The sequence below is a fragment of the Pseudoduganella sp. GCM10020061 genome, assembly GCF_042683405.1.
Lineage (GTDB): Bacteria > Pseudomonadota > Gammaproteobacteria > Burkholderiales > Burkholderiaceae_D > Telluria.
The window spans coordinates 253,541-274,632 of record NZ_JBHUJS010000010.1 but is presented as its reverse complement, the minus strand read 5'-3'; the positions used below and the strand labels follow the sequence as shown (position 1 = coordinate 274,632).

The 21,092-nt window shown below is 65.6% G+C and carries 20 protein-coding genes; 13 read left to right on the top strand and 7 right to left on the bottom strand.

All coding sequences use genetic code 11. The features are described 5' to 3' along the window. Positions 1-47 precede the first annotated feature (47 nt). The 6 genes from ACFSQR_RS14340 (at position 48) to ACFSQR_RS14315 (ending at position 3,158) form a co-directional block, all read left to right on the top strand. Positions 48-317, top strand: a complete 270-nt coding sequence (locus ACFSQR_RS14340) for a hypothetical protein (RefSeq protein WP_377730583.1) — start codon at positions 48-50, stop codon at positions 315-317. Continuing rightward, a complete protein-coding gene (locus ACFSQR_RS14335; protein ID WP_377730582.1) occupies positions 314-1,216 on the top strand; it encodes a sensor histidine kinase in 903 nt (300 codons plus the stop codon). The genes ACFSQR_RS14340 and ACFSQR_RS14335 overlap by 4 nt, the downstream gene beginning before the upstream one ends. After that, positions 1,213-1,977, top strand: a complete 765-nt coding sequence (locus ACFSQR_RS14330; protein WP_377730581.1) for a LytR/AlgR family response regulator transcription factor — start codon at positions 1,213-1,215, stop codon at positions 1,975-1,977. Before ACFSQR_RS14335 ends, ACFSQR_RS14330 begins: the two co-directional genes overlap by 4 nt. A gap of 10 nt (positions 1,978-1,987) precedes the next feature. Then, a complete protein-coding gene (locus ACFSQR_RS14325) occupies positions 1,988-2,224 on the top strand; it encodes a DUF1272 domain-containing protein (RefSeq protein WP_377730580.1) in 237 nt (78 codons plus the stop codon). Between the two features lie 99 nt (positions 2,225-2,323). Continuing rightward, the gene (locus tag ACFSQR_RS14320) at positions 2,324-2,761 is read left to right on the top strand and encodes a VOC family protein (RefSeq protein WP_377730579.1); all 438 of its coding nucleotides are present in this window, start codon (positions 2,324-2,326) and stop codon (positions 2,759-2,761) included. A 10-nt stretch (positions 2,762-2,771) separates the two neighbouring features. Further along, positions 2,772-3,158 (top strand): VOC family protein, encoded by a 387-nt coding sequence (locus ACFSQR_RS14315; RefSeq protein ID WP_377730578.1) that lies wholly within the window; start codon positions 2,772-2,774, stop codon positions 3,156-3,158. Positions 3,159-3,233: 75 nt separating this feature from the next. On the opposite strand, the gene ACFSQR_RS14310 is transcribed toward ACFSQR_RS14315, so the two are convergent. The 6 genes from ACFSQR_RS14310 to xapA all read right to left on the bottom strand — a co-directional run bounded on the left by ACFSQR_RS14310 (position 3,234) and on the right by xapA (position 10,526). Then, positions 3,234-3,638 (bottom strand): cytidine deaminase, encoded by a 405-nt coding sequence (locus ACFSQR_RS14310; protein ID WP_377730577.1) that lies wholly within the window; start codon positions 3,636-3,638, stop codon positions 3,234-3,236. 11 nt (positions 3,639-3,649) lie between these two features. Continuing rightward, complete coding sequence (deoA, locus tag ACFSQR_RS14305; RefSeq protein WP_377730576.1) at positions 3,650-4,975, bottom strand: thymidine phosphorylase; 1,326 nt, start codon at positions 4,973-4,975, stop codon at positions 3,650-3,652. 148 nt (positions 4,976-5,123) lie between these two features. Continuing rightward, positions 5,124-7,505 (bottom strand): aldehyde dehydrogenase family protein, encoded by a 2,382-nt coding sequence (locus ACFSQR_RS14300; RefSeq protein WP_377730575.1) that lies wholly within the window; start codon positions 7,503-7,505, stop codon positions 5,124-5,126. Positions 7,506-7,520: 15 nt separating this feature from the next. Further along, positions 7,521-8,480, bottom strand: a complete 960-nt coding sequence (gene deoC, locus ACFSQR_RS14295) for a deoxyribose-phosphate aldolase (protein ID WP_377730574.1) — start codon at positions 8,478-8,480, stop codon at positions 7,521-7,523. Continuing rightward, on the bottom strand, positions 8,477-9,670 hold the full coding sequence (locus ACFSQR_RS14290; RefSeq protein ID WP_377730573.1) for a phosphopentomutase: 1,194 nt from the start codon (positions 9,668-9,670) through the stop codon (positions 8,477-8,479). The genes deoC and ACFSQR_RS14290 overlap by 4 nt, the downstream gene beginning before the upstream one ends. Positions 9,671-9,686: 16 nt before the next feature. Then, the gene (gene xapA, locus ACFSQR_RS14285) at positions 9,687-10,526 is read right to left on the bottom strand and encodes a xanthosine phosphorylase (RefSeq protein ID WP_377730572.1); all 840 of its coding nucleotides are present in this window, start codon (positions 10,524-10,526) and stop codon (positions 9,687-9,689) included. Positions 10,527-10,758: 232 nt separating this feature from the next. Here xapA and ACFSQR_RS14280 point away from each other — a divergent pair, with 232 nt between their 5' ends. From ACFSQR_RS14280 to ACFSQR_RS14270, 3 genes are read left to right on the top strand one after another with little or no spacing between them, the layout of a single operon-like run. Beyond that, entirely contained in the window at positions 10,759-11,694 is a 936-nt protein-coding gene (locus ACFSQR_RS14280) for a carbohydrate kinase family protein (protein WP_377730571.1), read from the top strand. Between the two features lie 42 nt (positions 11,695-11,736). Further along, positions 11,737-12,666, top strand: coding sequence for a pseudouridine-5'-phosphate glycosidase (locus tag ACFSQR_RS14275; protein WP_377730570.1), 930 nt, complete (start codon positions 11,737-11,739; stop codon positions 12,664-12,666). 4 nt (positions 12,667-12,670) lie between these two features. Further along, positions 12,671-13,615, top strand: coding sequence for a LysR family transcriptional regulator (locus ACFSQR_RS14270; RefSeq protein WP_377730569.1), 945 nt, complete (start codon positions 12,671-12,673; stop codon positions 13,613-13,615). A gap of 102 nt (positions 13,616-13,717) precedes the next feature. Here ACFSQR_RS14270 and ACFSQR_RS14265 read toward each other — a convergent pair whose 3' ends face one another. Further along, entirely contained in the window at positions 13,718-16,030 is a 2,313-nt protein-coding gene (locus ACFSQR_RS14265) for a TonB-dependent receptor (RefSeq protein ID WP_377730568.1), read from the bottom strand. 289 nt (positions 16,031-16,319) lie between these two features. On the opposite strand from ACFSQR_RS14265, the gene ACFSQR_RS14260 reads away from it, so the two are divergent. From ACFSQR_RS14260 to ACFSQR_RS14245, 4 genes are all read left to right on the top strand, one after another. Beyond that, positions 16,320-17,372 carry a transaldolase family protein gene (locus tag ACFSQR_RS14260; RefSeq protein ID WP_377730567.1) on the top strand — a complete coding sequence of 351 codons (1,053 nt, stop codon included), beginning with the start codon at positions 16,320-16,322 and terminating at the stop codon, positions 17,370-17,372. A 36-nt stretch (positions 17,373-17,408) separates the two neighbouring features. Beyond that, a complete protein-coding gene (locus ACFSQR_RS14255) occupies positions 17,409-18,407 on the top strand; it encodes a BMP family protein (protein ID WP_377730565.1) in 999 nt (332 codons plus the stop codon). A 76-nt stretch (positions 18,408-18,483) separates the two neighbouring features. Then, a complete protein-coding gene (locus tag ACFSQR_RS14250) occupies positions 18,484-20,013 on the top strand; it encodes an ABC transporter ATP-binding protein (protein ID WP_377730564.1) in 1,530 nt (509 codons plus the stop codon). After that, positions 20,010-21,092, top strand: a complete 1,083-nt coding sequence (locus ACFSQR_RS14245) for an ABC transporter permease (RefSeq protein ID WP_377730563.1) — start codon at positions 20,010-20,012, stop codon at positions 21,090-21,092. The genes ACFSQR_RS14250 and ACFSQR_RS14245 overlap by 4 nt, the downstream gene beginning before the upstream one ends.

Below are 21,092 nucleotides of genomic sequence, written 5' to 3'. Positions count from 1 at the left end.
CAGGAAGTACAGTGATTCCATCGGCACAGTGCCGTACGGAGAAAGAAATGAAAGACATCACCCCAAAGAGCTTCACCCAATCGATGAAGGATTTCTTCAGCTCGCTTGAAGAGGCGGTACGCCAGGTCGTGCGTGCGATCGCGGTCATGCCCTGGCCCGCCCTGGTGGCTGCCGCGCTCGGGCTTGCGCTGATCCTGACGATCCTGCCATTGGCCATCTTCGTGTTCGTGGTGTTCCTGCTGATCAAGCTGATGGTCGCCGCGTTCGCCAAGCCGCGCCAGCTGCCGCCGCCACCTTCACCGGAGCAGCACTCATGAGCACGAGCAAAAAACACGGCGTGCAGGACCTGCGCGATTTCCTGCACGAGGCGATGACCGAGCTGTCGGTGCTGTGGTGGCGGTTCTTCGACTGGCTGGCGATCGCGGAATGGCGCCAGCTCTACATCACGTGGTTCCTGGTATTCGTGTTCGGCGTGATCGTGCAGATGGTCGAGCCGGCGATGATGTTCATCATGATCACGGCCGCGCTCAAGATCATCGCCGGCGGCAAGCGCCGCGCCGAGCTGGTGGCCAAGGACGCGGTGGAAAAAGCCGACGTGGCCAACCTCGAACGGCGGCTGGTGGAAGCGCAGATGGCCACCCTGCAGGCGCAGGTCGAGCCGCACTTCCTGTTCAACACGCTCGCGCTGATCGGCCAGCTGATCGAAACCGATCCGCCGCAGGCCGCGCGCATCCACCAGAACCTGATCGAGTACCTGCGCGCGACGCTGCCGCAGATGCGCGCGACCGGCGGCGGCACGCTGGGCAAGCAGGTGGAGCTGGCGCGCGCCTACCTGGCCATCATGCAGGCGCGGATGAAGGAGCGGCTGGCGGTGACGTTCGACGTGCCCGCGCACCTCGAAACGGCACCGTTCCCGCCCATGATGCTGCTCACGCTGATCGAGAACGCCATCAAGCACGGGCTGGAGCCGAAGATCGAGGGCGGCCACATCGAAGTGACCGCGCGCGTGGTGGACCGCCAGCTGTGGGTCGATGTGCAGGATAATGGCGTCGGCTTCAACCTGCACTCGGACGAAGGCGTCGGCCTGGCCAATATCCGCGAGCGCCTGCGCCTGCTGTTCGGCGACCAGGCGCAGCTGGTGATCGAAGCCCCGCTGGCGGGCGGCGCGTATGCGTCGATCCGCGTACCGTACGGACCAATGGAGAAGCGCCCATGACAACTGCCCTGATCGTCGACGACGAAGCCCCGATGCGCGACCAGTTGCGCGCCCGCCTTGCCGAGGTGTGGCCGGAGCTGCAGGTCGTCGACGAGGCGGCCAACGGCATCGAGGCGATCACGCTGGCGCACGAGCACAAGCCGGACATCATCTTCCTGGACATCCGCATGCCGGGATTGAACGGGATCGAGTGCGCGCGCCAGCTCTACAACCAGGCGCACATCGTGTTCGTCACCGCCTACGACCAGTACGCGATCGACGCGTTCGAGCAGGGAGCGATGGATTACCTGCTCAAGCCGGTGACGGCCGAGCGTCTCAGGATGACACGCGAGCGCCTGCAGCAGCGCCTGCAGTCCGCGCCGAGCGACATCGGCGTGCAGCTCGGCGAGCTGACCAATCTGCTGCGCGACGGCGGCGCCGCGCAGCCGAAGCGCGCCTACCTCAAGTGGATCCAGGCGCAGGTGGGCAACAGCCTGCGCATGATCAGCACGCGCGAGATCCTGTTCTTCCAGGCCGACGAAAAATACACCTGCGTGCAGACCGCGACCGCCCAGCTCCTGATCCGCAAGACGCTCAAGGAACTGTCCGACGAACTCGATCCGGACGAGTTCTGGCGCATCCACCGCTCCACGCTGGTGCGCGTCGACGCCATCGCCGAAGTGACGCGCGACTCGCGCGGCCGCCAGATGCTGTCGCTGCGCGGCTACCCGCAGACGCTGGAAGTCAGCCGCGGCCACTCCCACCTTTTTCAACAAATGTAAGGACCCTTGTATGCTCGATTTGCGCCCTAACTGCGAATGCTGCGACGCCGATATCGCCGCCGATTCGCCGGACGCCTTCATCTGCACGTTCGAGTGCACATTCTGCCGGACCTGCAAAGAGGGTGTGCTCGACCACACTTGCCCTAATTGCGGCGGCAACCTGGAGCGGCGCGCCGTGCGGCCCGCTGCCCTGCTCCTGAAATACCCGGCGCGAAAAGAGCGCACTCCGGTCAAGCCACGGCCCTGAGGACCGGCGGCGTTTCCAAGCGACAAAGACAACATCCGCTTTTATGGCCGGGCTGTAATCGGCTACCATGGTTACTCCAACCAACCTTTGGAGCGATCAATGCCGCCGATGGCGAAGGACACGACGTCCACTGTCACCCCCTGCTTGCGCTATCGCGACGCAAACCGTGCGATCGCGTGGCTGTGCGACGTATTCGGTTTCGAAAAGCGGCTGGTGCTGCCGGGACCGTATGGCGATGTGCTGCATGCGCAGCTCACCTTCGGCAACGGCATGATCATGCTGGCGTCGGCATCGGTGCAGGACCACTTCGGCAAGTTGATCAGGATGCCCGACGAAATCGGCGGCATGCAAACCCAGACCACCTGCCTCACGGTGCGCGACGCCGACGCGGTCTACCAGCGCGTCAAGCGTGCGAACGCGGAGATCGTGCTCGACATGGTGGACGCGGAGCCGGGCATGCGCGGCTTTACCTGCCGCGACCTCGAAGGGCATGTGTGGAGCATCGGCGAATACGATCCATGGCAAACGACTGACTAAAGGAGCCGGCATGGCGCGTCCTGTTCACTTTGAAATCCAGGCATCCGATCCGCAGCAGCTGATCGATTTCTACGCCCGCATGTTCGGGTGGATGTTCAACAAATGGGATAGTGCGGACTACTGGCTGATCAACACTGGGCCGGACGACGAGCCGGGCATCCACGGCGGCCTGCTGCCACGGCGCGGGGACGTGCCGCAAGAGATGGCGGCAATGAACGCCTTCGTGGTGACGGTGGATGTCGAGAATATCGACGTGCTGCTGGAGCGGGCCGGGCAACTGGGCGCCGCGGTGACGGTGCCGAAGATGGCGGTGCCGGGCGTCGGCTGGCTCGCCTACATCAAGGACCCGGACGGGAACATCTTCGGCATGATGCAGGCGGACGTGCACGCCGCGTAGCCCGAAATGGGGACAGACCCCATTTCCAAAATGGGGTCTGTCCCCAATTCTGAAAATGGGGTCTGTCCCCATTTCCTACTTCTTGAGGTCCCGGCCGCCGAATGCGTGGGGGAGCTGCGCGGCGGCGGTGGTTTCCATCGTGTCGCCTTTCAGGTTGCTCAGGACGACCGGCAGGTCGTTGCCGCCCAGTTCCAGCGTCACCTGGCGGCACGCGCCGCACGGCGAGATCGGCCCATCGGTCTCGCCGATCACGGCCAGCGCGCTGAAGTCGCCCGGCTTGTAGCCGGCCGCGATCGCGGAAAAGAACGCGGTGCGCTCGGCGCAGTTGCACAGGCCGTAGCTCGCGTTCTCCACGTTACAGCCGCGGAAGATGCGCCCGTCCTTGCACGCGAGCGCGGCGCCCACGCGGAAGTTCGAGTACGGCACGTAGGCCATCTCGCGCGCCGCGCGTGCTTCGTCGATCAGCTTGGTGTAGTCCATCGCGTTTTCCCTCAAGGACGAATGGTGCGGTAGATGACCGGGTTCGGCGCGGGCTTGACGTCGCCCAGCGCGTACGCCGCCTGCACTTCGCGAACCGCCTGCGCAGCCGCTTCCTGCGTGCGTGCGTGCACCATCGCCAGCGGCTGGCCAACGGCAATCGCATCGCCCAGCTCGACCAGTCCCGTGAGGCCGACCGCAAAGTCGATCGCGTCGGATGGACGGCGGCGTCCGCCACCCATGCTGACCACGGCGAGGCCAAGGCCGCGCGTATCCACTGCGGACACGAAGCCCGCGCGCAGCGCCGGCACCGGCACCACGACAGGCGCGCTTTCCAGGTACTTGTCGGTGGACTCGACCAGGTCGGCAGGGCCGCCCAGCGCCGCGACCATCTTCGCGAAGCGGTTCAGCGCTTCCCCCGAATCGAGCGCCGCCTGCAGGCGCGCGCGCGCCGATGCGTCGTCCTTCTCGATGCCCGACAGGACCAGCATTTCGGCGCACAGCGCCATCGTCACTTCATGCAGGCGCGCGGGACGCGAACGGCCGGTCAGGTAGTCGATGGCCAGGCGCACTTCCAGGGCGTTGCCGGCCACGGGGCCGAGCGACTCGTTCATCTCGGTCAGCAGCGCAGATGTCTTCGTGCCCGCGCCATTGCCGACGGCGACGATGCTCTCGGCCAGTTCGACCGACTTCTCATACGTGGGCATGAAGGCGCCGGAGCCGACCTTCACGTCCATCACCAGCGCATCGAGGCCGGCCGAGAGCTTCTTCGACAGGATCGATCCGGTGATCATGGCGACCGATTCCACCGTCGCGGTGACGTCGCGGATGCTGTAGAAGCGCTTGTCCGACGGCGCCAGTTGTGCGGTCTGGCCGATGATCGCCACGCCGATGTCCTTGACCACCTTGCGGAACAGCTCGGGATCGGGGACGGTGCAATAGCCGGGAATCGAATCGAACTTGTCGAGCGTGCCGCCGGTGTGGCCGAGGCCACGGCCGGAGATCATCGGGACGTAGCCGCCGCAGGCCGCGATCATCGGGCCGAGCATCAGGCTGACCACGTCGCCGACGCCGCCGGTGGAGTGCTTGTCGACCACCGGGCCGGGCAGGTTCAGCGACTTCCATTCCATGACCTGGCCGGAGTCGCGCATCGCCAGCGTGAAGGCGACGCGTTCGTCCATGTTCATGTCGTTGAAGTAGACGGCCATCGCGAGCGCGGCGATCTGGCCTTCGCTCACGGAGTTGTCGGTGATGCCGCGCACGAAGAACTGGATTTCCTCTGCACTGAGGGCCAAACCGTCGCGTTTTCTTCGGATGATTTCCTGCGGAAGAAAGGACATGTGCTGCTTTCGTAATCTATGCAAATATTATTTGCCGGAGGGCGGGGACTGTCCCCGAAGGGGACTGTCCCCAGCTTTGTGGTCAGCAAGTGGACAGGGCAAGCTAAAAAGCTGGGGACAGTCCCGTAGGGACAGTCCCCTTCCTGCATCAAACGCCGTAAGGGATCCAGACGTTCTTGACCTGGGTGGCGTGGTACAGGACGGCGCGGCCCGCCGACTGCTTGTCGCTGTACCAGTCGCGGCCACGGCCGCCGCTGGTCCAGGTGCGCTTGAGCGAGGATGCCGACAGGCGCTCGACTTCGGCGCAGCCTTCGGCCGAGCCGTCGTGGCGCCAGACGGCGTCCACGTCCGAGTGCGATGCCAGCGTCTTGGCCAGTTCGTCCGCCGAACCGGTGACGATGTTCAGCGCGCCGCCCGGCAGGTCGGACGTATCGAGCACCTGGTACAGGTCGGTCGCCGACAGCGGGTACGCTTCCGACGGCACAGCCACCACGCGGTTACCGACCGCCAGCGCAGGCGCCACCAGCGAGATGAAGCCGAGCAGCGGCGCCTCGTTCGGGCACACGATGCCGACCACGCCCACAGGCTCGTTCAGCGCGACGGTAATGCCGTGCATCGGCGGCTGGTGCGCCAGGCCGTCGTACTTGTCGGCCCATGCCGCCCAGGTGAACAGGCGGTCGATCGATGCCTGCACTTCCTTCTCCGGGTTTTTGGCGCCGGTCATCGCGCCCAGGCGTGCCGCGAATTCGTCCGCGCGCGCCGCCAGGTTCTCGGCGATGTAGTACAGCACCTGCGCGCGGTTGTGCGCGCTGGCCTTGGACCAGCCGGACGCCTTGTGCGCGGCTTCCACCGCGTTGCGGATGTCCTTGCGGTTGCCTTCGCCGACGTCGGCAATGAACTCGCCGTTCGCGCCGTTGATCGCACGCGAGTAGGCGCCGTCCGGGCGTGCCTGCTTGCCGCCGATGTACAGCTTGGCGGTGCGGTCGATCGCGAACGGGTTGCCGCTGCTGTCTGCCTCCTTGACCTTGCCCTTGACCGGCGCGACCGGCGCGGCAGGACGGGCGTCTTCCGCCAGCGGGACCAGGTATTCCAGCATGCCTTCGCGGCCGCCTTCCCGGCCGTAGCCCGATTCGCGGTAGCCGCCGAAGCCGCAGGCAGCGTCGAACTGGTTGGCGGTGTTGATCCACACCACGCCGGCCTTGATCTGCGGCGCCATGTCCAGCGCAAGGCTGATCGACTCGGACCACACGCAGGCGGCCAGGCCGTACACGGTGTTGTTCGCCAGCTGCACCGCCTCGCCAGGGGTGCGGAAGCTCATCGCCACCAGCACCGGGCCGAAGATTTCGGTTTGCGCGACGCTGGCGGAAGTCGATGCGCCCATGATCAGGGTCGGCGGATACCACGAGCCGTCCGCAGGCAGTACGCATTCAGGTTGATAGATGGTGCAGCCCTCGGCACGGGCGCCTTCCACCAGGCCATGGATGCGCTGGTGCTGAATTGGATCGACCAGCGCGCCGATGTCGGACGACTTGTCGAGCGGCGAGCCGACGCGCAGGTTGTCCATGCGCGCGCGCAGCTTGGCGTAGAAGCGCTCTTCCACCGATTCCTGCACCAGCAGGCGCGAACCGGCGCAGCAGACCTGGCCCTGGTTGAACCAGATCGAATCGACCAGGCCTTCGACGGCGGCGTCGAGGTCCGCGTCTTCGAACACGATGAACGGCGACTTGCCGCCCAGTTCCAGCGACAGCTTCTTGCCGCTGCCCGCCGTTTCGCGGCGGATGATGCGGCCCACGTCGGTCGAACCGGTGAAGGCCAGCTTGTCGATGCCAGGGTGCTTGACGATGGCTTCGCCCACCGCACCGTCGCCGGTCACGATGTTGACGACGCCCGCCGGCACGCCGGCCTGCTGGCAAATCTCGGCGAACAGCAGCGCGGTCAGCGGCGTGAACTCGGCCGGCTTGAAGACGATGGTGTTACCGGCTGCCATGGCAGGCGCGATTTTCCATGCCAGCATCAGCAGCGGGAAGTTCCACGGCACGATCTGGCCGACCACGCCCACGGCGCGGTAGTCCGCGAACTCTTCGTTCTGCAGCTGCGCCCAGCCGGCGTGGTGGTAGAAATGGCGCGCGGCCAGCGGCAGGTCGGCGTCGCGGGTCTCGCGGATGGTCTTGCCGTTGTCGAGCGTCTCCAGCACCGCGAACAGGCGCGAGTGCTTTTGCAGCAGGCGTGCCAGCGCGTACAGGATGCGCGCGCGGCCATGGCCGCCCAGCGCGACCCAGCCCGGCTGCGCGCGGCGCGCGGCGTCCACGGCGCGGTTCACGTCATCCGTGGTGGCCTGCGTGACCTGGGCGATCTCCTTGCCGTCGGCAGGATTGTTGGTGGCGAAGGTCTGACCGGGCGCGGTCCACGCGTTGTCGATGAACAGGCCGAAGCGGCGCTCGTGCTCGTCCAGCCACGCGTTGGTTTCCTTGGTGCTTTCCGGTGCCGGGCCGTAGTCCATAGTCTTCAGAATCTCGTTGATAGTTGGCATGGCGAAGTTCGTTCCTTAAGGTTGCGCGTGGCGGTGCGCCGCCGAATAGTTACCGGTGACGTAGTGTTCGATCTGGCGTTCGATGTCGGTCAGGAGACTCGACGCGCCGATGCGGAACAGGTGCGGCTCCAGCCACTCGTTGCCCAGTTCTTCCTTCATCAGGGTCAGGTACTGCAGCGCGGACTTGGACGTGGCGACGCCGCCGGCCGGCTTGAAACCGACCTGGAAGCCGTAGCGCTCGTGGTATTCGCGGATGGTGCGCACCATCGTGAGCGCGACCGGGATGGTGGCGTTGACGCCTTCCTTGCCGGTCGAAGTTTTGATGAAGTCTGCGCCTGCCATCATGCAGACCCACGATGCCTTGGCCACGTTCTCGAGCGTGACCAGGTCGCCGGTCGCGAGGATCGCCTTGACGTGCGCGTCGCCGCAGGCGATGCGGTAGTCGCGCATTTCGTCGTACAGCGCCTGCCAGTTGCCGGTCAGGACGTGCTTGCGGGTGATGACGATGTCGATCTCGGTGGCGCCGGCGGCAACCGACAGTTCGATCTCGCGCACCTTGGTTTCATGGCTGGACAGGCCGGCCGGGAACGCGGTCGATACCGCGGCAATCGGCAGGCGGCCGTTCAGCACCTTGACTGCCGGCGCGATCATCTCGTGGTACACGCAGACGGCGCCGGTGGTCAGCGGCTGGTCCAGGCCGAGGGCCTGCAGCAGGTCCGGACGCAGCGGGCGCATCGCCTTCATGCACAGGCGCTCGACGCGGCCCGGGGTATCGTCGCCGCCGAGGGTGGTCAGGTCGATGCACTGGATCGCCTTGATCAGCCAGGCCGCCTGGTATTCCTTCTTGACGGTGCGGCGCGCTGCCAGGCTGGCGGCGCGGCGGTCGGCCGCATTGCGGTTGACCTTGACCTGGTTGACCCAGCCAAGGTCGAGGCCTACTGCCTCGTTGCGTTTAAAGTCGATCGGAGAAGTCATAACAGGCTGGTTCCGTTGGAAAGTGGTTTGACGCCGAGGTGCTTGGCAAGCGTGGCGCCGATATCGGAGAAAGTGTCGGAGATGCCGAGCGGGCGGCCCTGGATGCCGGGGCCGAAGAAGATCATCGGGATGTGCTCGCGCGTGTGGTCGGAGCCGGGCCAGCTCGGGTCGCAGCCGTGGTCCGCCGTGATCACGCACAAGTCCCCTTCCTTCAGCCTGGCCATGAAGGCAGGCAGGCGCGCATCGAGCTCGTGCAGCGCGTTCGAGTAGCCGGCGATGTCGCGGCGGTGGCCGAAGTGCATGTCGAAGTCGACGAAGTTGACGAACGTGAGCGAGTTGTCCGGCGCGCTGTCCGCGACCTTGACCAGCTCGTCGAACAGGGCCATGTTGTCGGCGCCCTTGATCAGTTTGGTGACGCCGCGCGCAGCGAAGATGTCGCTGATCTTGCCCAGTGCGATCACCTCGCCGCCCGCGTCCTTGACGTGGTCGAGCAAGGTCGGCGACGGCGGCGGCACCGCGTAGTCGTGGCGGTTGGAGGTGCGCTTGTAGTCGCCGTTGGAACCGGTGAATGGGCGCGCGATCACGCGGCCGATGTTGTACGGCTTGACCAGCTCATAGGCGATCTCGCACAGCGCGTATAGCTTGTCGAGGCCGAAGTGCTCTTCGTGCGCGGCGATCTGCAGCACGGAGTCGGCCGAGGTGTACAGGATCGGCTTGCCGGTCGCGACATGCTCGTCGCCCAGGCGGTTGATGATCTCGGTGCCCGATGCGTGGCAGTTGCCGAGGAAGCCAGGCACGCCGGACTGCGCCTGCATGGCATCGGTCAGCTCTTGCGGGAACGACGGCGCCTCTTTCGGGAAGTAGCCCCAGTCGAACAGCACAGGCACGCCGGCGATTTCCCAGTGGCCGGACTGGGTGTCCTTGCCGGTGGACTGCTCGCGGGCCGCGCCATATGCGCCGGTAAAGCCATCGCGCAGGTTGAAGCCGTCGGCCCACTCGTTGCTGGCCAGGTGCGCGGCGGCGGCCAGGCCCAGCTTTTCGAGGTTCGGGAGCACCATCGGCTTGCCGGACTTTGCCGCCCAGCTGGCGATGTGGCCGAAGGTGTTGGCGCCGGTGTCCCCGTACTTGGCGGCGTCGGGCAGCGCGCCCAGGCCGAACGAGTCGAGGAGCAGGATGAATGCGCGGGACATGGTTGCCTCCTTGGGTTTAAGCCTGGCGCGGGGTCGCGGCGAAGCGCGCGAGGAAGGCCAGGATCAGCTTGACCAGCGACTCGGCGCCCACCGCCGCGTACTTGAGCGTCTGCTCGTGCGACAGCGCGAACGGCGACATGCCTTCGGCCAGGTTGGTGATGACCGAGACGCCGGTGACTTTCAGGCCGCAGTGGCGGGCCGAAATCACTTCCGGCACCACCGACATGCCGACCGTGTCGGCGCCCAGCGTCTTGTAGGCGCGGATTTCGGCGGCGGTCTCGAAGTTCGGACCCGGCACGGAGATGAACACGCCTTCGTGCAGGGTGATGCCGTTCTCCGATGCGACAGCCTTGATCGACGCGCGCGTGTCGGCATCATAGGCGTTGGCCATGCTGAAGAAGCGCGGGCCGAAACGCTCGTCGTTCGGGCCGATCATCGGGGTGCCCGGCAGGAAGTTGATGTGGTCGGAGATCGCCACCAGCGAACCGGCATCGACCTCGGCGCGCAGCGATCCGGCGGCGTTGGTCACGAACAGCAGTTCGCAGCCGATCAGCTTGAGGGTGCGGATCGCGCTGGTCATCACGGTCGGGCCGTAGCCTTCGTAGAAGTGGCCGCGGCCCTTCATGCATGCCACCTGCACACCCGCCAGCGTGCCGAGCACCAGCTGGCCGGCGTGGCCGTGCACGGTGCTGATCGGGAAGCCCGGCAGTTCATCGAAGCCGATCGTGACCGCGTCGGTCATCTGCTCGGCGAGCACGCCCAGGCCCGACCCGAGAATCATCGCTACGCGCGGCTGGAAGCCCGGGGCGCGTGCCTTGATGACGTCGGCGGCTTCAAATGGGGTATTGGTGGACATCTGGTTCCTCAGGTGGTCTGTTCTTGATTGGCAGGAAGGAGCGAACGCGGCTGCGGCCGCGCTGGGCGTAACTCACTATTATAACTATGCCCCACCCCTCATATGTAGGGCAAATACCTTTTTGGCCCACGATTTATAGCCAAACCCTATAAATGAGCGTATCGTGTGGCCTATCGGGCAATAAGCCCGGCCAGGCGCGGCTTCCGGCTGCGCCATCGATATGAAAGGCGACATGACGCTCGCAACGACCGGCCGCGTGGTCTGCATCGGGGCCGCCAACATCGACCGCAAACTGACCGCCAAGGGGCCCTTGCACATGGGGACCTCCAATCCGGTGCGCCAGCACGAATCCTTCGGCGGCGTGGCGCGCAACGTGGCGGAGAACCTGGCCCACCTCGGCGTGGCGGTGTCGCTCGTGACGGCGGTCGGCAACGATGCCGCCGGGCGCGCGCTGCTGGCGCATGCGGTGGCGTCGGGCATCGACGTCGCCGGCTCGATCACCCTGGACGGCGACGCGTCCGGCACTTACACGGCCATCCTCGACGAACGGGGCGGCATGGCGCTTGCGCTGGCGGACATGGAGCTGTACGAGCAGCTCGTGCCGGACATCGTGCTGCCCCTCGCCGCCCCCGCGGCACTGACGGTCGCGGACCTGAACCTGCCGCAGGAAACGCTGGCGGCGCTGCTGGAGCAGGTGCATCCGCTGGTAATAGTCGCAGTGTCGGAGCCGAAGATGGCGCGCCTGCCGCGCAACCTGGAGGGATTGCGCCTGCTGATCCTGAACCTGGGCGAGATGGAAGCGCGCCTCAGGCGCCGCATCGACGGGGATACCAGCCTGGCCGACGCCTGCCGCGAAGTGCAGTCGCAGGGCGTGCGCGACGTGATCGTCACGCGCGGCAGCTCGGGGGTCACGTACACGACCGCCGGAGGCATCGATCACCTGACGGCGTCGCCCGTGCAGGTGGTGGACGTGACCGGCGCGGGCGACGCATTCGCCGCCGCGGTGTGCTGGTCGCTGCTGGACGATCCGGACGACCTGGCGCTGGCATGCCGGCGCGGCATGCACCTGGCCGGCCTCACCGTCGGCTCTCCACTGACCGTCCTCCCCGCGAACGCGCGGATCCATGCCGGGCCGGCCCCGGATGGATTCCCGCCTTCGCGCGAATGACGGCTTTGCGGCTAACTTAACAAGACGATATAAGGAACGACCATGCATCAGTACCTCCTCCTCTCGCCCGAAGTGGCCAGCGCGCGCGCCGCAGGCAAGCCAGTGGTCGCGCTCGAATCGACGATCATCTCGCACGGCATGCCCTACCCGCAGAACGTGCAGACCGCAAAAGAGGTCGAGCAGGTGATCCGCGACGCGGGCGCGGTGCCGGCCACCATCGCCCTGCTCGACGGGAAGATCTGCATCGGCCTGTCGGACGCGCAGCTGGAACTGCTCGGCACCTCGCCCGACGCGATCAAGGTCAGCCGCCGCGACATGGCCTACGTGCTGTCCAAGCGCCTGGTCGGCGCCACCACCGTGGCCGCGACCATGATCTGCGCGCGCATGGCCGGCATTTCCGTATTCGTCACGGGCGGCATCGGCGGCGTGCACCGCGGCGCCGAGACCAGCTTCGACATCTCGGCCGACCTGCAGGAGCTGGCCAGGACCGATGTGGCCGTGGTCTGCGCGGGCGTGAAATCGATCCTCGACATCGGCCTGACGCTGGAATACCTGGAAACGCTGGGCGTGCCGGTGGTAAGCGTGGGGCAGCCCGGCTTCCCTGCCTTCTTCACGCGCGAGAGCGGCTTCAAGGCCGACTTCCAGCTCGACACGCCGCTGGAACAGGCGAGCTTCATCCACACCAAGTGGCAACTCGGCCTGCACGGCGGGGTGGTGGTCGCCAACCCGGTGCCGGAGGCCTCGGCGATGCCGAAGGAAGAGATCGACCGCATCACCGGGCAGGCGTTGCGCGAAGCGGGCGAACGGGGCGTCACCGGCAAGGCGGTTACGCCATTCCTGCTGGCCCGGATCAAGGAACTGACGCAGGGCCGCAGCCTGGCGACCAATATCGCGCTGGTCAAGCACAACGCCGTGGTGGGCGCGCAGCTCGCGGTCGCGCTGCACCAGATCCCCGGCATGCAACCCGTCTGACGCCATGTCCATCGACCTCAAACAACTGAAATACTTCCTCGCGGTGGCCGAAGAAAAGAGCTTCAGCCGCGCCGCCGAACGCCTGCACATTTCGCAGCCGCCGCTGTCGCAGCAGATCATGAAGCTGGAAGCGGAGCTGGGCGTGCGCCTGTTCGCGCGCACCACCCGCACCTTCGAGCTGACGGCGGCGGGCAAGGCGCTGATGACGGAAGCGGCCGACATCCTGGCCCGGATGCGCATGACCATCGACACCATCCGCCAGATCGACCGCGGCGAAGTCGGGCGGCTGCGCGTGGGGATCGTCGGCTCCGCGATGTGGGGACCGATCCCGGGCATGCTGGAAGAATTCCAGACCAAGTTCCCGCAGGTGACGTGGACGCTGCACGAGTCCTCGCCCACATCGCAGTACGACGCGCTGCGCGCCAAGCAGATCGACGTCGGCTTCTGGCGCGAGCCGCGCCTGGACGAAGAGGAACTCAAGCGCGACAACCTGCGCCAGGAATTGTGCTTCCGCGAGAACGTATGCGTGGCAGTGAACGCGCGCCATCCGCTGGCGCAGCGCGGGGCGATCGAGTTGACGGAAATCGCCGATGAGCCGATGCTCACGCTCACGCTGGACAAGTCGGCGGCCGAACCGCGCTACCTGATCGACTGCTGCGTCAAGGCCGGCTTCCAGCCGAGCATCTTCCAGGAGGCGACCGAGCCGCAGACGCTGCTGGCGATGGTCGGTGCGGGGCTTGGCGTGGCGCTGATGCCGGAAACGACCAGCCGGATCGGCTGGCCTGGCGTGACCTTCCTGCAGATCAAGAGCAATCCGCCGTCGGCGAACCTCTACATCTGCTACGCGGCACTGGACGACGCGCCGGTGGTGCGCGCCTTCCTGAACATCCTGCACCCGCCTGCACCGGTGGAGGACCGCGGAGTGTCCCCGGAGGGGACCGTTGCCTGATGGGCGTTAGCGCCGGCTTGAAATGAAAAGAGGAACCCGTTGCGGGGTTCCTCTTTTTTTTGTAGCCAGCTTTTCCCCGCGTGCGCAGGGGCCCCGCGCTAGTTAGAAGAAGGCCTTGAACTGGATGCCGTAGGTGCGCGGCTCGTTCACGATGCCGGTCAGGTTGTTGAAGTCGATCGCCGCCGTGACCTGCACCTTGTTGGTGATGTTGCGGCCGTAGATCGCGGCTTCATAGCGGCCGTCGTTCCACTTGTAGCCCAGGCGCAGGCCGCCTTCCAGCAGCGACTTGGCGTTGTACTCCTTGGCCTCGTACAGGAACATATTGTATTCGCTGCGATAAGCCCAGTCGGTGTACGCGAACACTTCGCCGTCGCCCAGCGGACGCGCCCAGCGCAGCGTGAAGTTGGCGGTCAGCTTCGGCGCGCGCGGCAGGTCGTTGTTGTCGATCGAGACGGTGCCCGGCAGCGGGCCCGCGCGGTCGAGCACCGTGCAGCCGGAGCCGCATGGGGACACGAACAGGCCGGAGTCCTTGATCATGGTGTCGTTGTAGCTGGCGCCCAGCGTCATGCGCAGTTCCGGGGTCAGGATCGCCTGCAGGTCCAGTTCGATGCCCTGGCCGGTCGCGCGCTCCGCGTTGACCAGGCGGTTCTGGTTGACGGCGCCGGAGCCCGCGGTCAGCTGCAGGTCCTTGACGTCGTAGCGGAACACGGTCGCCGACACGCGTGCGCGGCGGTTGAACAGCTCCTGCTTGACGCCGAACTCGAACGAGCGCGCGCGCTCCGCGTCTGCCACCGAGATGGTGTCGCCAAACAGGATGCGGCCCTGCACCGACGGTGCGCGGTAGCCGGTTGCCAGGCGCGCGTACAGGTTGGTGTCCGCGCTCATTTCATAGGTGCCGGACAGGTCCCAGCTGACATTGTGGGATTCGACTTCCGTTGCGTGGGCCAGGGTGTCCGGCGCGCCGGTGAACGGGTTGACGGTGCGCTTCGCGTCGAAGTCCTTCTTGTCGTCGGTGTAGCGTACGCCCGCCCGCATCTTCAGCTTGTCCGTCAGCTGGTAATTCACGGAGCCGAACAGCGCCCACGAGGTCGAATCCTGGTTCTGCACGGCGTAGCCCTTCGGGGCGCCGCCGTTGAAGGTGTCCTTGTTAAAGCTCTCTACCGTCAGGTCTTCGCTGAAGTAGTAGGCGCCGGCGATCCACTGCATCGGTCCCTTATAGTTGGACTCGACGCGAAACTCCTGCGTCAGCTGCTTGTGGTGCGGCATGCCGTCCGCCGTCTCGGAGTTGAACGGGATGAAGGCAGGCTGTCCCGGATAGTCGGGACCCATCGGTGGTGCGTACACCGCGCCGAAGCCGCCATCCACGTCACCCCAGCTGAAGAACTTGGCCTTCTCGTAGCCGGTAATCGAATGGAAGGCCAGGTCGCCGGACTGCCAGCGCAGGCGCATGCTCGCGCCCGTGTTCTTCAGCCACTGCTCGTTGTAGCCGTCGGTCGGGTAGTAGTCGTAGCGCCAGCCGTCGACGATGTCGTTGGTGCCCTTCTTGATGATATTCGCGCGGAACAGGGTCGCGTTGCCGGTCATGTCGCGGTGCTTGAGGCCGAACAGCGCGCTGAAGTCGCGGTTCTTGTACAGAAGCTGGATGCGCGCGGCGTTGTCGTGGTAGCCCTCGAGATCGCGGACCGGCGCGTTCGGACGGTCGTTGTGCACGCGGTCGTCGCGGTGCTGCGACATCAGCGAGAAGCGCATCGCCATGTTCTCGTTGAGCGGCACGTTCAGCGCGCCCTCGGCGTTGATGGTGCGGTCCTTGCCGAAGCCGATGCTGCCGTAGCCTTCGAACTTGTCGCCCGGACGCGCCGAGTCGAACTTGATCACGCCGGCCGGCGAGTTACGGCCGAACAGCGTGCCCTGCGGACCGCGCAGCACTTCCACCTGGTCCACGTCGAACACGGGGAAGCCCTTGAGCATGGGCGACTCGAGCACGATGTCGTCGTACACCAGGCCGACCGGCTGCGAGGCGTTCAGGTCGAAGTCGGTGTTGCCCAGGCCGCGGATGTAGAAGCGCGGGAACGAGCGGCCGTAGTCCGATTCCACGTTCAGCGACGGCGAGCGGCCGGCAAGGAAGCGGATGTCCTGGCCCGCAGACGTCAGCACGTCGAGCTTTTCGCCACTCAGCGTGGTGATGGCCATCGGGACCTCGCGGATGTTTTCCGAGCGGCGGTTTGCCGTCACGATCACCGTTTCCAGTTCTTCCTGCGCGGCCGGGGCAGGCTGCGGCGACTGCGCTGGCGCCGCGACGGCTTCAGGCGCGGGGGCCGGCTGGGCCTCCTGGGCATAAGCCTGCAGCGGGAACGCGCCGGCGACAGCCAGTGCGATCAGTGAACGGGCGAGGGTCCTGGTGGTCGGTACGGTCATGCGCGCTCCTTAAGTATCAGCCGAACGAAATGAGGTTGCCGGCGCCACAGGCATACAGCCTTTGCCTGAGGGGCCGTTATTGCAAAGAATATTCATCCTAGCATGAAATATGGCAAAAAATTGTTATCAAGACACTTTTGTATTTATTTTGCCGATGAATAAATCCCGAAGCAAAAACGTATTTGTCATCTTTAACAAGGCTGCTGCATAGTCTTTTCCTTCCAATTGTGCAGTGACGGGCTGTTGCGCCATCGCGACATCCCGAAGGATCACGTAACGGAAAGTAAAAATGAGCGAAGCAACTGCAACCCGCGCCCGGTCCGACACGGGCGCCGCGCTGGCGCCGCAACGCTGGCTGGACAGCCTGTCGCATGAAAGCCTCGAGTCCGGCGCACTGGCGCGCCTGGTCGCCGACGGACTGCACGGCGTCGCCGCGAATCCGGCCGCCCTGCTCCACGAAATTTCCAACTGCCCCGCCTACCAGGCCGTGCTCCCTGCGCTGCGCGCGGCGCACAGCGGCCCGCAGGACCGCCTGGACGCCTTGCAGGCGCCGGACCTGCGCCGCGCCTGCGACCTGCTCGCTGCGACGTATGAAGGCAGCAGCGGCCGCGCGGGCTTCGTCAGCGCCGACCTCCCGCCCTTTGCTGCGCACGACGCGCCGGCCCTCCTCGCCGCCGCCCTGCGCCTGCACGCCGCCGTCGGCCGTCCCAACCTGCTGGTCAAGGTGCCCGCGACGGCGGCGGGGATCGCCGCCATCGAAGACATCGTCCACGCCGGCATCGGCGTGAATGCGACCCTCGCCTTCACTCCGCGCCATGTGTCCGCCGTGCGTGCCGCACACCGCCGCGGCCTGGCGCGCCGCCTGCAGGGCATGCTGTCTGTCCAGCGCATCGCCTGTGTCGCCAGCATGCCCGTGGGCCCGCTGAATGCGGCGGTGGACGCGCAGCTCGGGCAGTGCGCCGCGCCACTGCGGGGCACCGCCGCAGCCGCATGCGCGCGGCTGGCCTGGCGCGACCTCCATGCCGACAGCGGATTCGCCATCTTCGCCGCGTTCGGCGCCGTGCCGCAGATGCTCGCGCTGACGGAGGCAAGCGACGCCTTCACCGAACACATCGCCCTGCCCGGGACGGTGCATGTGGCCGACGCAACCGCCTTCGGCGCACCTCGTGATGCGGCGCCTGTCAGTACGCCTTTACAGGATGACATCGACCAGGCGTTGGCCACGATCGCGCAGCTGGCGAGGCATGGCATCGACCTCGAAACAATTGGTAACGACGCACTCGCCGCAGGACTGACACAATTCGAGCGGACCCATCGCAATTTGCTGGCATTGATGGGCTAGGCGGGTACAATATCGGAATTCCAGGAGTCAATTCTTATGAAATTCAAGCATCTCAGCATCACCATCGCGGCCCTGTTCGCGGCAGGCACCGCCGCTGCGGCGAATCCGCCCAAGCTGGCGATCGTGTACGACGCGGGCGGCAAGTTCGACAAGTCCTTCAACGAGTCCGCATTCGAGGGCGCTTCGCGCTTCAAGAAAGAGACCGGCATCTCGTTCATGGAAGTGCAGGCCTCGTCCGATACGCAATCCGAACAGGTGATGCGCGGACTGGCGCGCAAGAAGGTCGACCTGATCGCGGCGGTGGGCTTCTCGCAGGCGCAGGCCGTGCAGAAGGTGGCGAAGGAATTTCCGAACGTGAAATTCGTGCTGATCGACGCCGTGGCCAAGAGCCCGAACGTCAACTCGATCATGTTCAAGGAAGAAGAAGGTTCTTACGTCGTCGGCGTGGCCGCGGCGATGGCATCGAAGACCAAGAAGCTCGGCTTCGTGGGCGGCATGGACATCCCGCTGATCCGCGCATTCGCCTGCGGCTACGCCCAGGGAGCGAAGTCGGTGGTGCCGAAGGTCGAGATCATGCAGAACATGGTCGGCACGACTGCCGCCGCATGGAACGATCCGGCCAAGGGCGGCGAACTGGCGCGTGCGCAGTTCGACCGTGGCGCGGACGTGGTGTTTGCCGTGGCCGGCGGTTCGGGCCTGGGCGCGCTGCAGAAGGCCAAGGAAAAAGGCAAGCTGGCGATCGGCGTGGACTCCAACCAGAACCACCTGCATCCGGGCACCATGCTGACCTCGATGGTCAAGCGCGTGGACGTGGCGGTGTACGACTCCTTCATGCAAGTGAAGAACGGCACCTGGAAGCCAGGCATCACCTACAAGGGCCTGAAGGATGGAGGCGTGGACTGGGCGCTGGACAAGAACAACCGCGCTGTCGTCACCCCTGCCATCGAAAAGAAGGTCAATGAAACCAAGGCTGCCATCGTCGGCGGCAAGATCAAGGTCATCGACTACCGTGCCGCGAACAGCTGCCCGGTCTGATTTTTAACGCCACTACCAAACGCGCCGCCCGGGTTGAATGGCCCGGCGGCGCGTTTCAATTACTAGAAGATCTTCTATGCAGCCAGCTGTTGAATTTCGCCACATCAGCAAGGCCTTCGGGGCCGTGCAAGCGAATGCCGACGTCAGCTTTTCGATCGCCAAGGGCTCGATCCACGGCGTGATCGGCGAGAACGGCGCGGGCAAGTCGACCCTCATGAGCATCCTGTACGGCTACTACCATGCCGACAGCGGCGATGTGCTCATCGACGGCCAGCACCGCACCATCCGCAACAGCCATGAAGCGATCGAACTGGGGATCGGCATGGTGCACCAGCACTTCATGCTGGTCGAGAATTTCACGGTGCTGGACAATGTCATGCTCGGCAGCGAAGGCGGCTTCAAGCTGGCCAGGCAGCGCGGCGAAGTCGAAGCGAAGCTGCGCGAGATCTGCCAGCGCTACAACCTGCAGCTGGACCCGCTGGCGAAGATCGAAGACCTGTCGGTCGGCGCCCAGCAGCGCGTGGAGATCCTCAAGCAGATCTACCGCAGCGCCAACATCCTGATCCTGGACGAACCGACCGCCGTGCTGACCGCGCAGGAAACCGCGTCGCTGTTCGATATCCTGCGCCTGTTCAAGGAGCAGGGCAAAACCATCATCCTCATCACGCACAAGCTGGGCGAGATCATGGAAATCACCGACGAGGTGACCGTGATGCGCGCGGGCCGCGTGGCCGGCGCGGTGCAGACCGCGACCACCTCGAAGGAAGAACTGGCCGGCCTGATGGTGGGCCGCCCGATCCAGAACGAATTGCCGCGCGCTCCGTACAACCCGGGCGAAGTGCTGCTGGACGTGGACAAGCTGGCCCTGGTCGACTCGAACAACGTCAAGCAACTGGACGACATCTCGTTCTCGCTGCGCGCGGGCGAGATCGTCGCCATCGCGGGCGTCTCGGGCAACGGCCAGAGTGAACTGATGCAGATCCTGTCGGGCATGCGCCTGCCTTCCGCGGGCCGCGTGCAATTCCTCGGCAAGGACCTGCCGTTCGCGGGCCGCCACGATCCGGACGGCCTGCCGAAAGTGTTCCGCAAGCTGGGCATCGGCCACGTGCCGGAAGACCGCCTGCGCGACGGCGTGATCAAGGACTTTTCGGTCGAACAGAACACCGTGTTCGGCTACCAGGACAGCGTCAAGAACCGCTGGGGCCTGTTCGACCTCAAGGCGATCAAGGCGCGCTGCGCCGGCCTGCTCAAGGCCTTCGACGTCCGCCCCAACAATCCGGACCTGCGCATCGGCCTGCTCTCCGGCGGCAACCAGCAGAAAGTCGTGATCGCGCGCGAAGTGGCGGCAGGACCGAAGCTGATGCTGGTCGGCCAGCCGACACGCGGCGTCGACATCGGCACCATCGAATCGATCCATACCCAGCTGCTCAAGATGCGCGACGAAGGCGTCGGCATCCTGCTGGTGTCGGTCGAACTGGAAGAAGTGCGCGCGCTGGCCGACCGCATCATCGTCATGTCGGGCGGCCGCATCACCGGCGAACTCAAAATTGAAGAATTCGATACCACCCGCATCGGCCTCCTGATGGGAGGGATGCACACATCATGAAAAAGACTGAGCTCCCACGCTGGGCCACGGCGTTCGCCCTGCCCGTCCTGAACCTGGTCTCGGCGCTGCTGGTCGCCGCGCTGGTCATCCACCTGTTGGGCGAAGACCCGGTCGAGTCGCTGCAGATCCTGATCAACAGCGCGATCATCAATCCGGAAGGCCTGTCGTACACGCTGTTCTACGCGTCCACCTTCATCTTTACCGGCCTGGCGGTTTCGATCGCCATGAAGGCGGGCCTGTTCAACATCGGCGCCGAGGGCCAGATGTACATCGGCGGCCTGGGACTCACGCTGGCCATGCTGGCGTTCGACGCCACCCTGCCCGCCTGGCTCCTGATCCCGGTGGCCATGGTCGCCGCAGCGGTGTTCGGCGCCCTGTGGGCCTGGCTTCCGGCCTGGCTGCAGGCGCGCCGCGGCAGCCACATCGTCGTCACCACGATCATGTTCAACTTCATCGCCGCGAGCCTGATGAACTTCCTGATCCTGAAGATGATTCCGGAAGGCGAACAGAATCCGGCCAGCCGCGTGTTCGCGGAAGCGGCCTTCATGCCGCGCCTGAACACCCTGTTCCCGATCCTCGGCGACACCCCGCTCAACATCGGCTTCCTGATCGCGATCGCTGCGCTGGCGATCTACGGCGTGATGGTGTGGCGCTCGTCGTGGGGCTACGAGCTGCGCGCAACTGGCCTGAACCAGGATGCGGCGCACTACGCGGGCGTGTCGATCGGCCGCATGATCATCGTGGCGATGCTGATTTCCGGCGCGCTTGCCGGCCTGGCGGCGGTCAACTCGATCATGGGCTCGACCCACTACCTGAGCCTGAACTTCCCGGCCGGCGCCGGCTTCGTCGGCATCGCGATCGCGCTGATGGGACGCCAGCATCCGGTCGGCATATTCCTGTCGGCGGTGCTGTTCGGCGCGCTGATCCAGGGCGGCTTCGACCTGTCGCTGGAAAAACCGAATATCCCGCAGGAGACCTTCATCTTCATCCAGGGCCTGATCATCCTGTTCTGCGGCGCGATGGAAAACCTGTACGCGCCGGCGATCATGAAGGCGATCAACCTGCGCCGGAAAGGATAA

What these genes read in the sequence shown, in the direction of transcription:
- ACFSQR_RS14340 (WP_377730583.1), top strand. Translation starts at nt 48, where the DNA reads ATGAAAGACATCACCCCAAAGAGCTTCACCCAATCGATGAAGGATTTC.
- ACFSQR_RS14335 (WP_377730582.1), top strand. Translation starts at nt 314, where the DNA reads ATGAGCACGAGCAAAAAACACGGCGTGCAGGACCTGCGCGATTTCCTG.
- ACFSQR_RS14330 (WP_377730581.1), top strand. Translation starts at nt 1,213, where the DNA reads ATGACAACTGCCCTGATCGTCGACGACGAAGCCCCGATGCGCGACCAG.
- ACFSQR_RS14325 (WP_377730580.1), top strand. Translation starts at nt 1,988, where the DNA reads ATGCTCGATTTGCGCCCTAACTGCGAATGCTGCGACGCCGATATCGCC.
- ACFSQR_RS14320 (WP_377730579.1), top strand. Translation starts at nt 2,324, where the DNA reads ATGCCGCCGATGGCGAAGGACACGACGTCCACTGTCACCCCCTGCTTG.
- ACFSQR_RS14315 (WP_377730578.1), top strand. Translation starts at nt 2,772, where the DNA reads ATGGCGCGTCCTGTTCACTTTGAAATCCAGGCATCCGATCCGCAGCAG.
- ACFSQR_RS14310 (WP_377730577.1), bottom strand. Translation starts at nt 3,638, where the DNA reads ATGGACTACACCAAGCTGATCGACGAAGCACGCGCGGCGCGCGAGATG.
- deoA (WP_377730576.1), bottom strand. Translation starts at nt 4,975, where the DNA reads ATGTCCTTTCTTCCGCAGGAAATCATCCGAAGAAAACGCGACGGTTTG.
- ACFSQR_RS14300 (WP_377730575.1), bottom strand. Translation starts at nt 7,505, where the DNA reads ATGCCAACTATCAACGAGATTCTGAAGACTATGGACTACGGCCCGGCA.
- deoC (WP_377730574.1), bottom strand. Translation starts at nt 8,480, where the DNA reads ATGACTTCTCCGATCGACTTTAAACGCAACGAGGCAGTAGGCCTCGAC.
- ACFSQR_RS14290 (WP_377730573.1), bottom strand. Translation starts at nt 9,670, where the DNA reads ATGTCCCGCGCATTCATCCTGCTCCTCGACTCGTTCGGCCTGGGCGCG.
- xapA (WP_377730572.1), bottom strand. Translation starts at nt 10,526, where the DNA reads ATGTCCACCAATACCCCATTTGAAGCCGCCGACGTCATCAAGGCACGC.
- ACFSQR_RS14280 (WP_377730571.1), top strand. Translation starts at nt 10,759, where the DNA reads ATGACGCTCGCAACGACCGGCCGCGTGGTCTGCATCGGGGCCGCCAAC.
- ACFSQR_RS14275 (WP_377730570.1), top strand. Translation starts at nt 11,737, where the DNA reads ATGCATCAGTACCTCCTCCTCTCGCCCGAAGTGGCCAGCGCGCGCGCC.
- ACFSQR_RS14270 (WP_377730569.1), top strand. Translation starts at nt 12,671, where the DNA reads ATGTCCATCGACCTCAAACAACTGAAATACTTCCTCGCGGTGGCCGAA.
- ACFSQR_RS14265 (WP_377730568.1), bottom strand. Translation starts at nt 16,030, where the DNA reads ATGACCGTACCGACCACCAGGACCCTCGCCCGTTCACTGATCGCACTG.
- ACFSQR_RS14260 (WP_377730567.1), top strand. Translation starts at nt 16,320, where the DNA reads ATGAGCGAAGCAACTGCAACCCGCGCCCGGTCCGACACGGGCGCCGCG.
- ACFSQR_RS14255 (WP_377730565.1), top strand. Translation starts at nt 17,409, where the DNA reads ATGAAATTCAAGCATCTCAGCATCACCATCGCGGCCCTGTTCGCGGCA.
- ACFSQR_RS14250 (WP_377730564.1), top strand. Translation starts at nt 18,484, where the DNA reads ATGCAGCCAGCTGTTGAATTTCGCCACATCAGCAAGGCCTTCGGGGCC.
- ACFSQR_RS14245 (WP_377730563.1), top strand. Translation starts at nt 20,010, where the DNA reads ATGAAAAAGACTGAGCTCCCACGCTGGGCCACGGCGTTCGCCCTGCCC.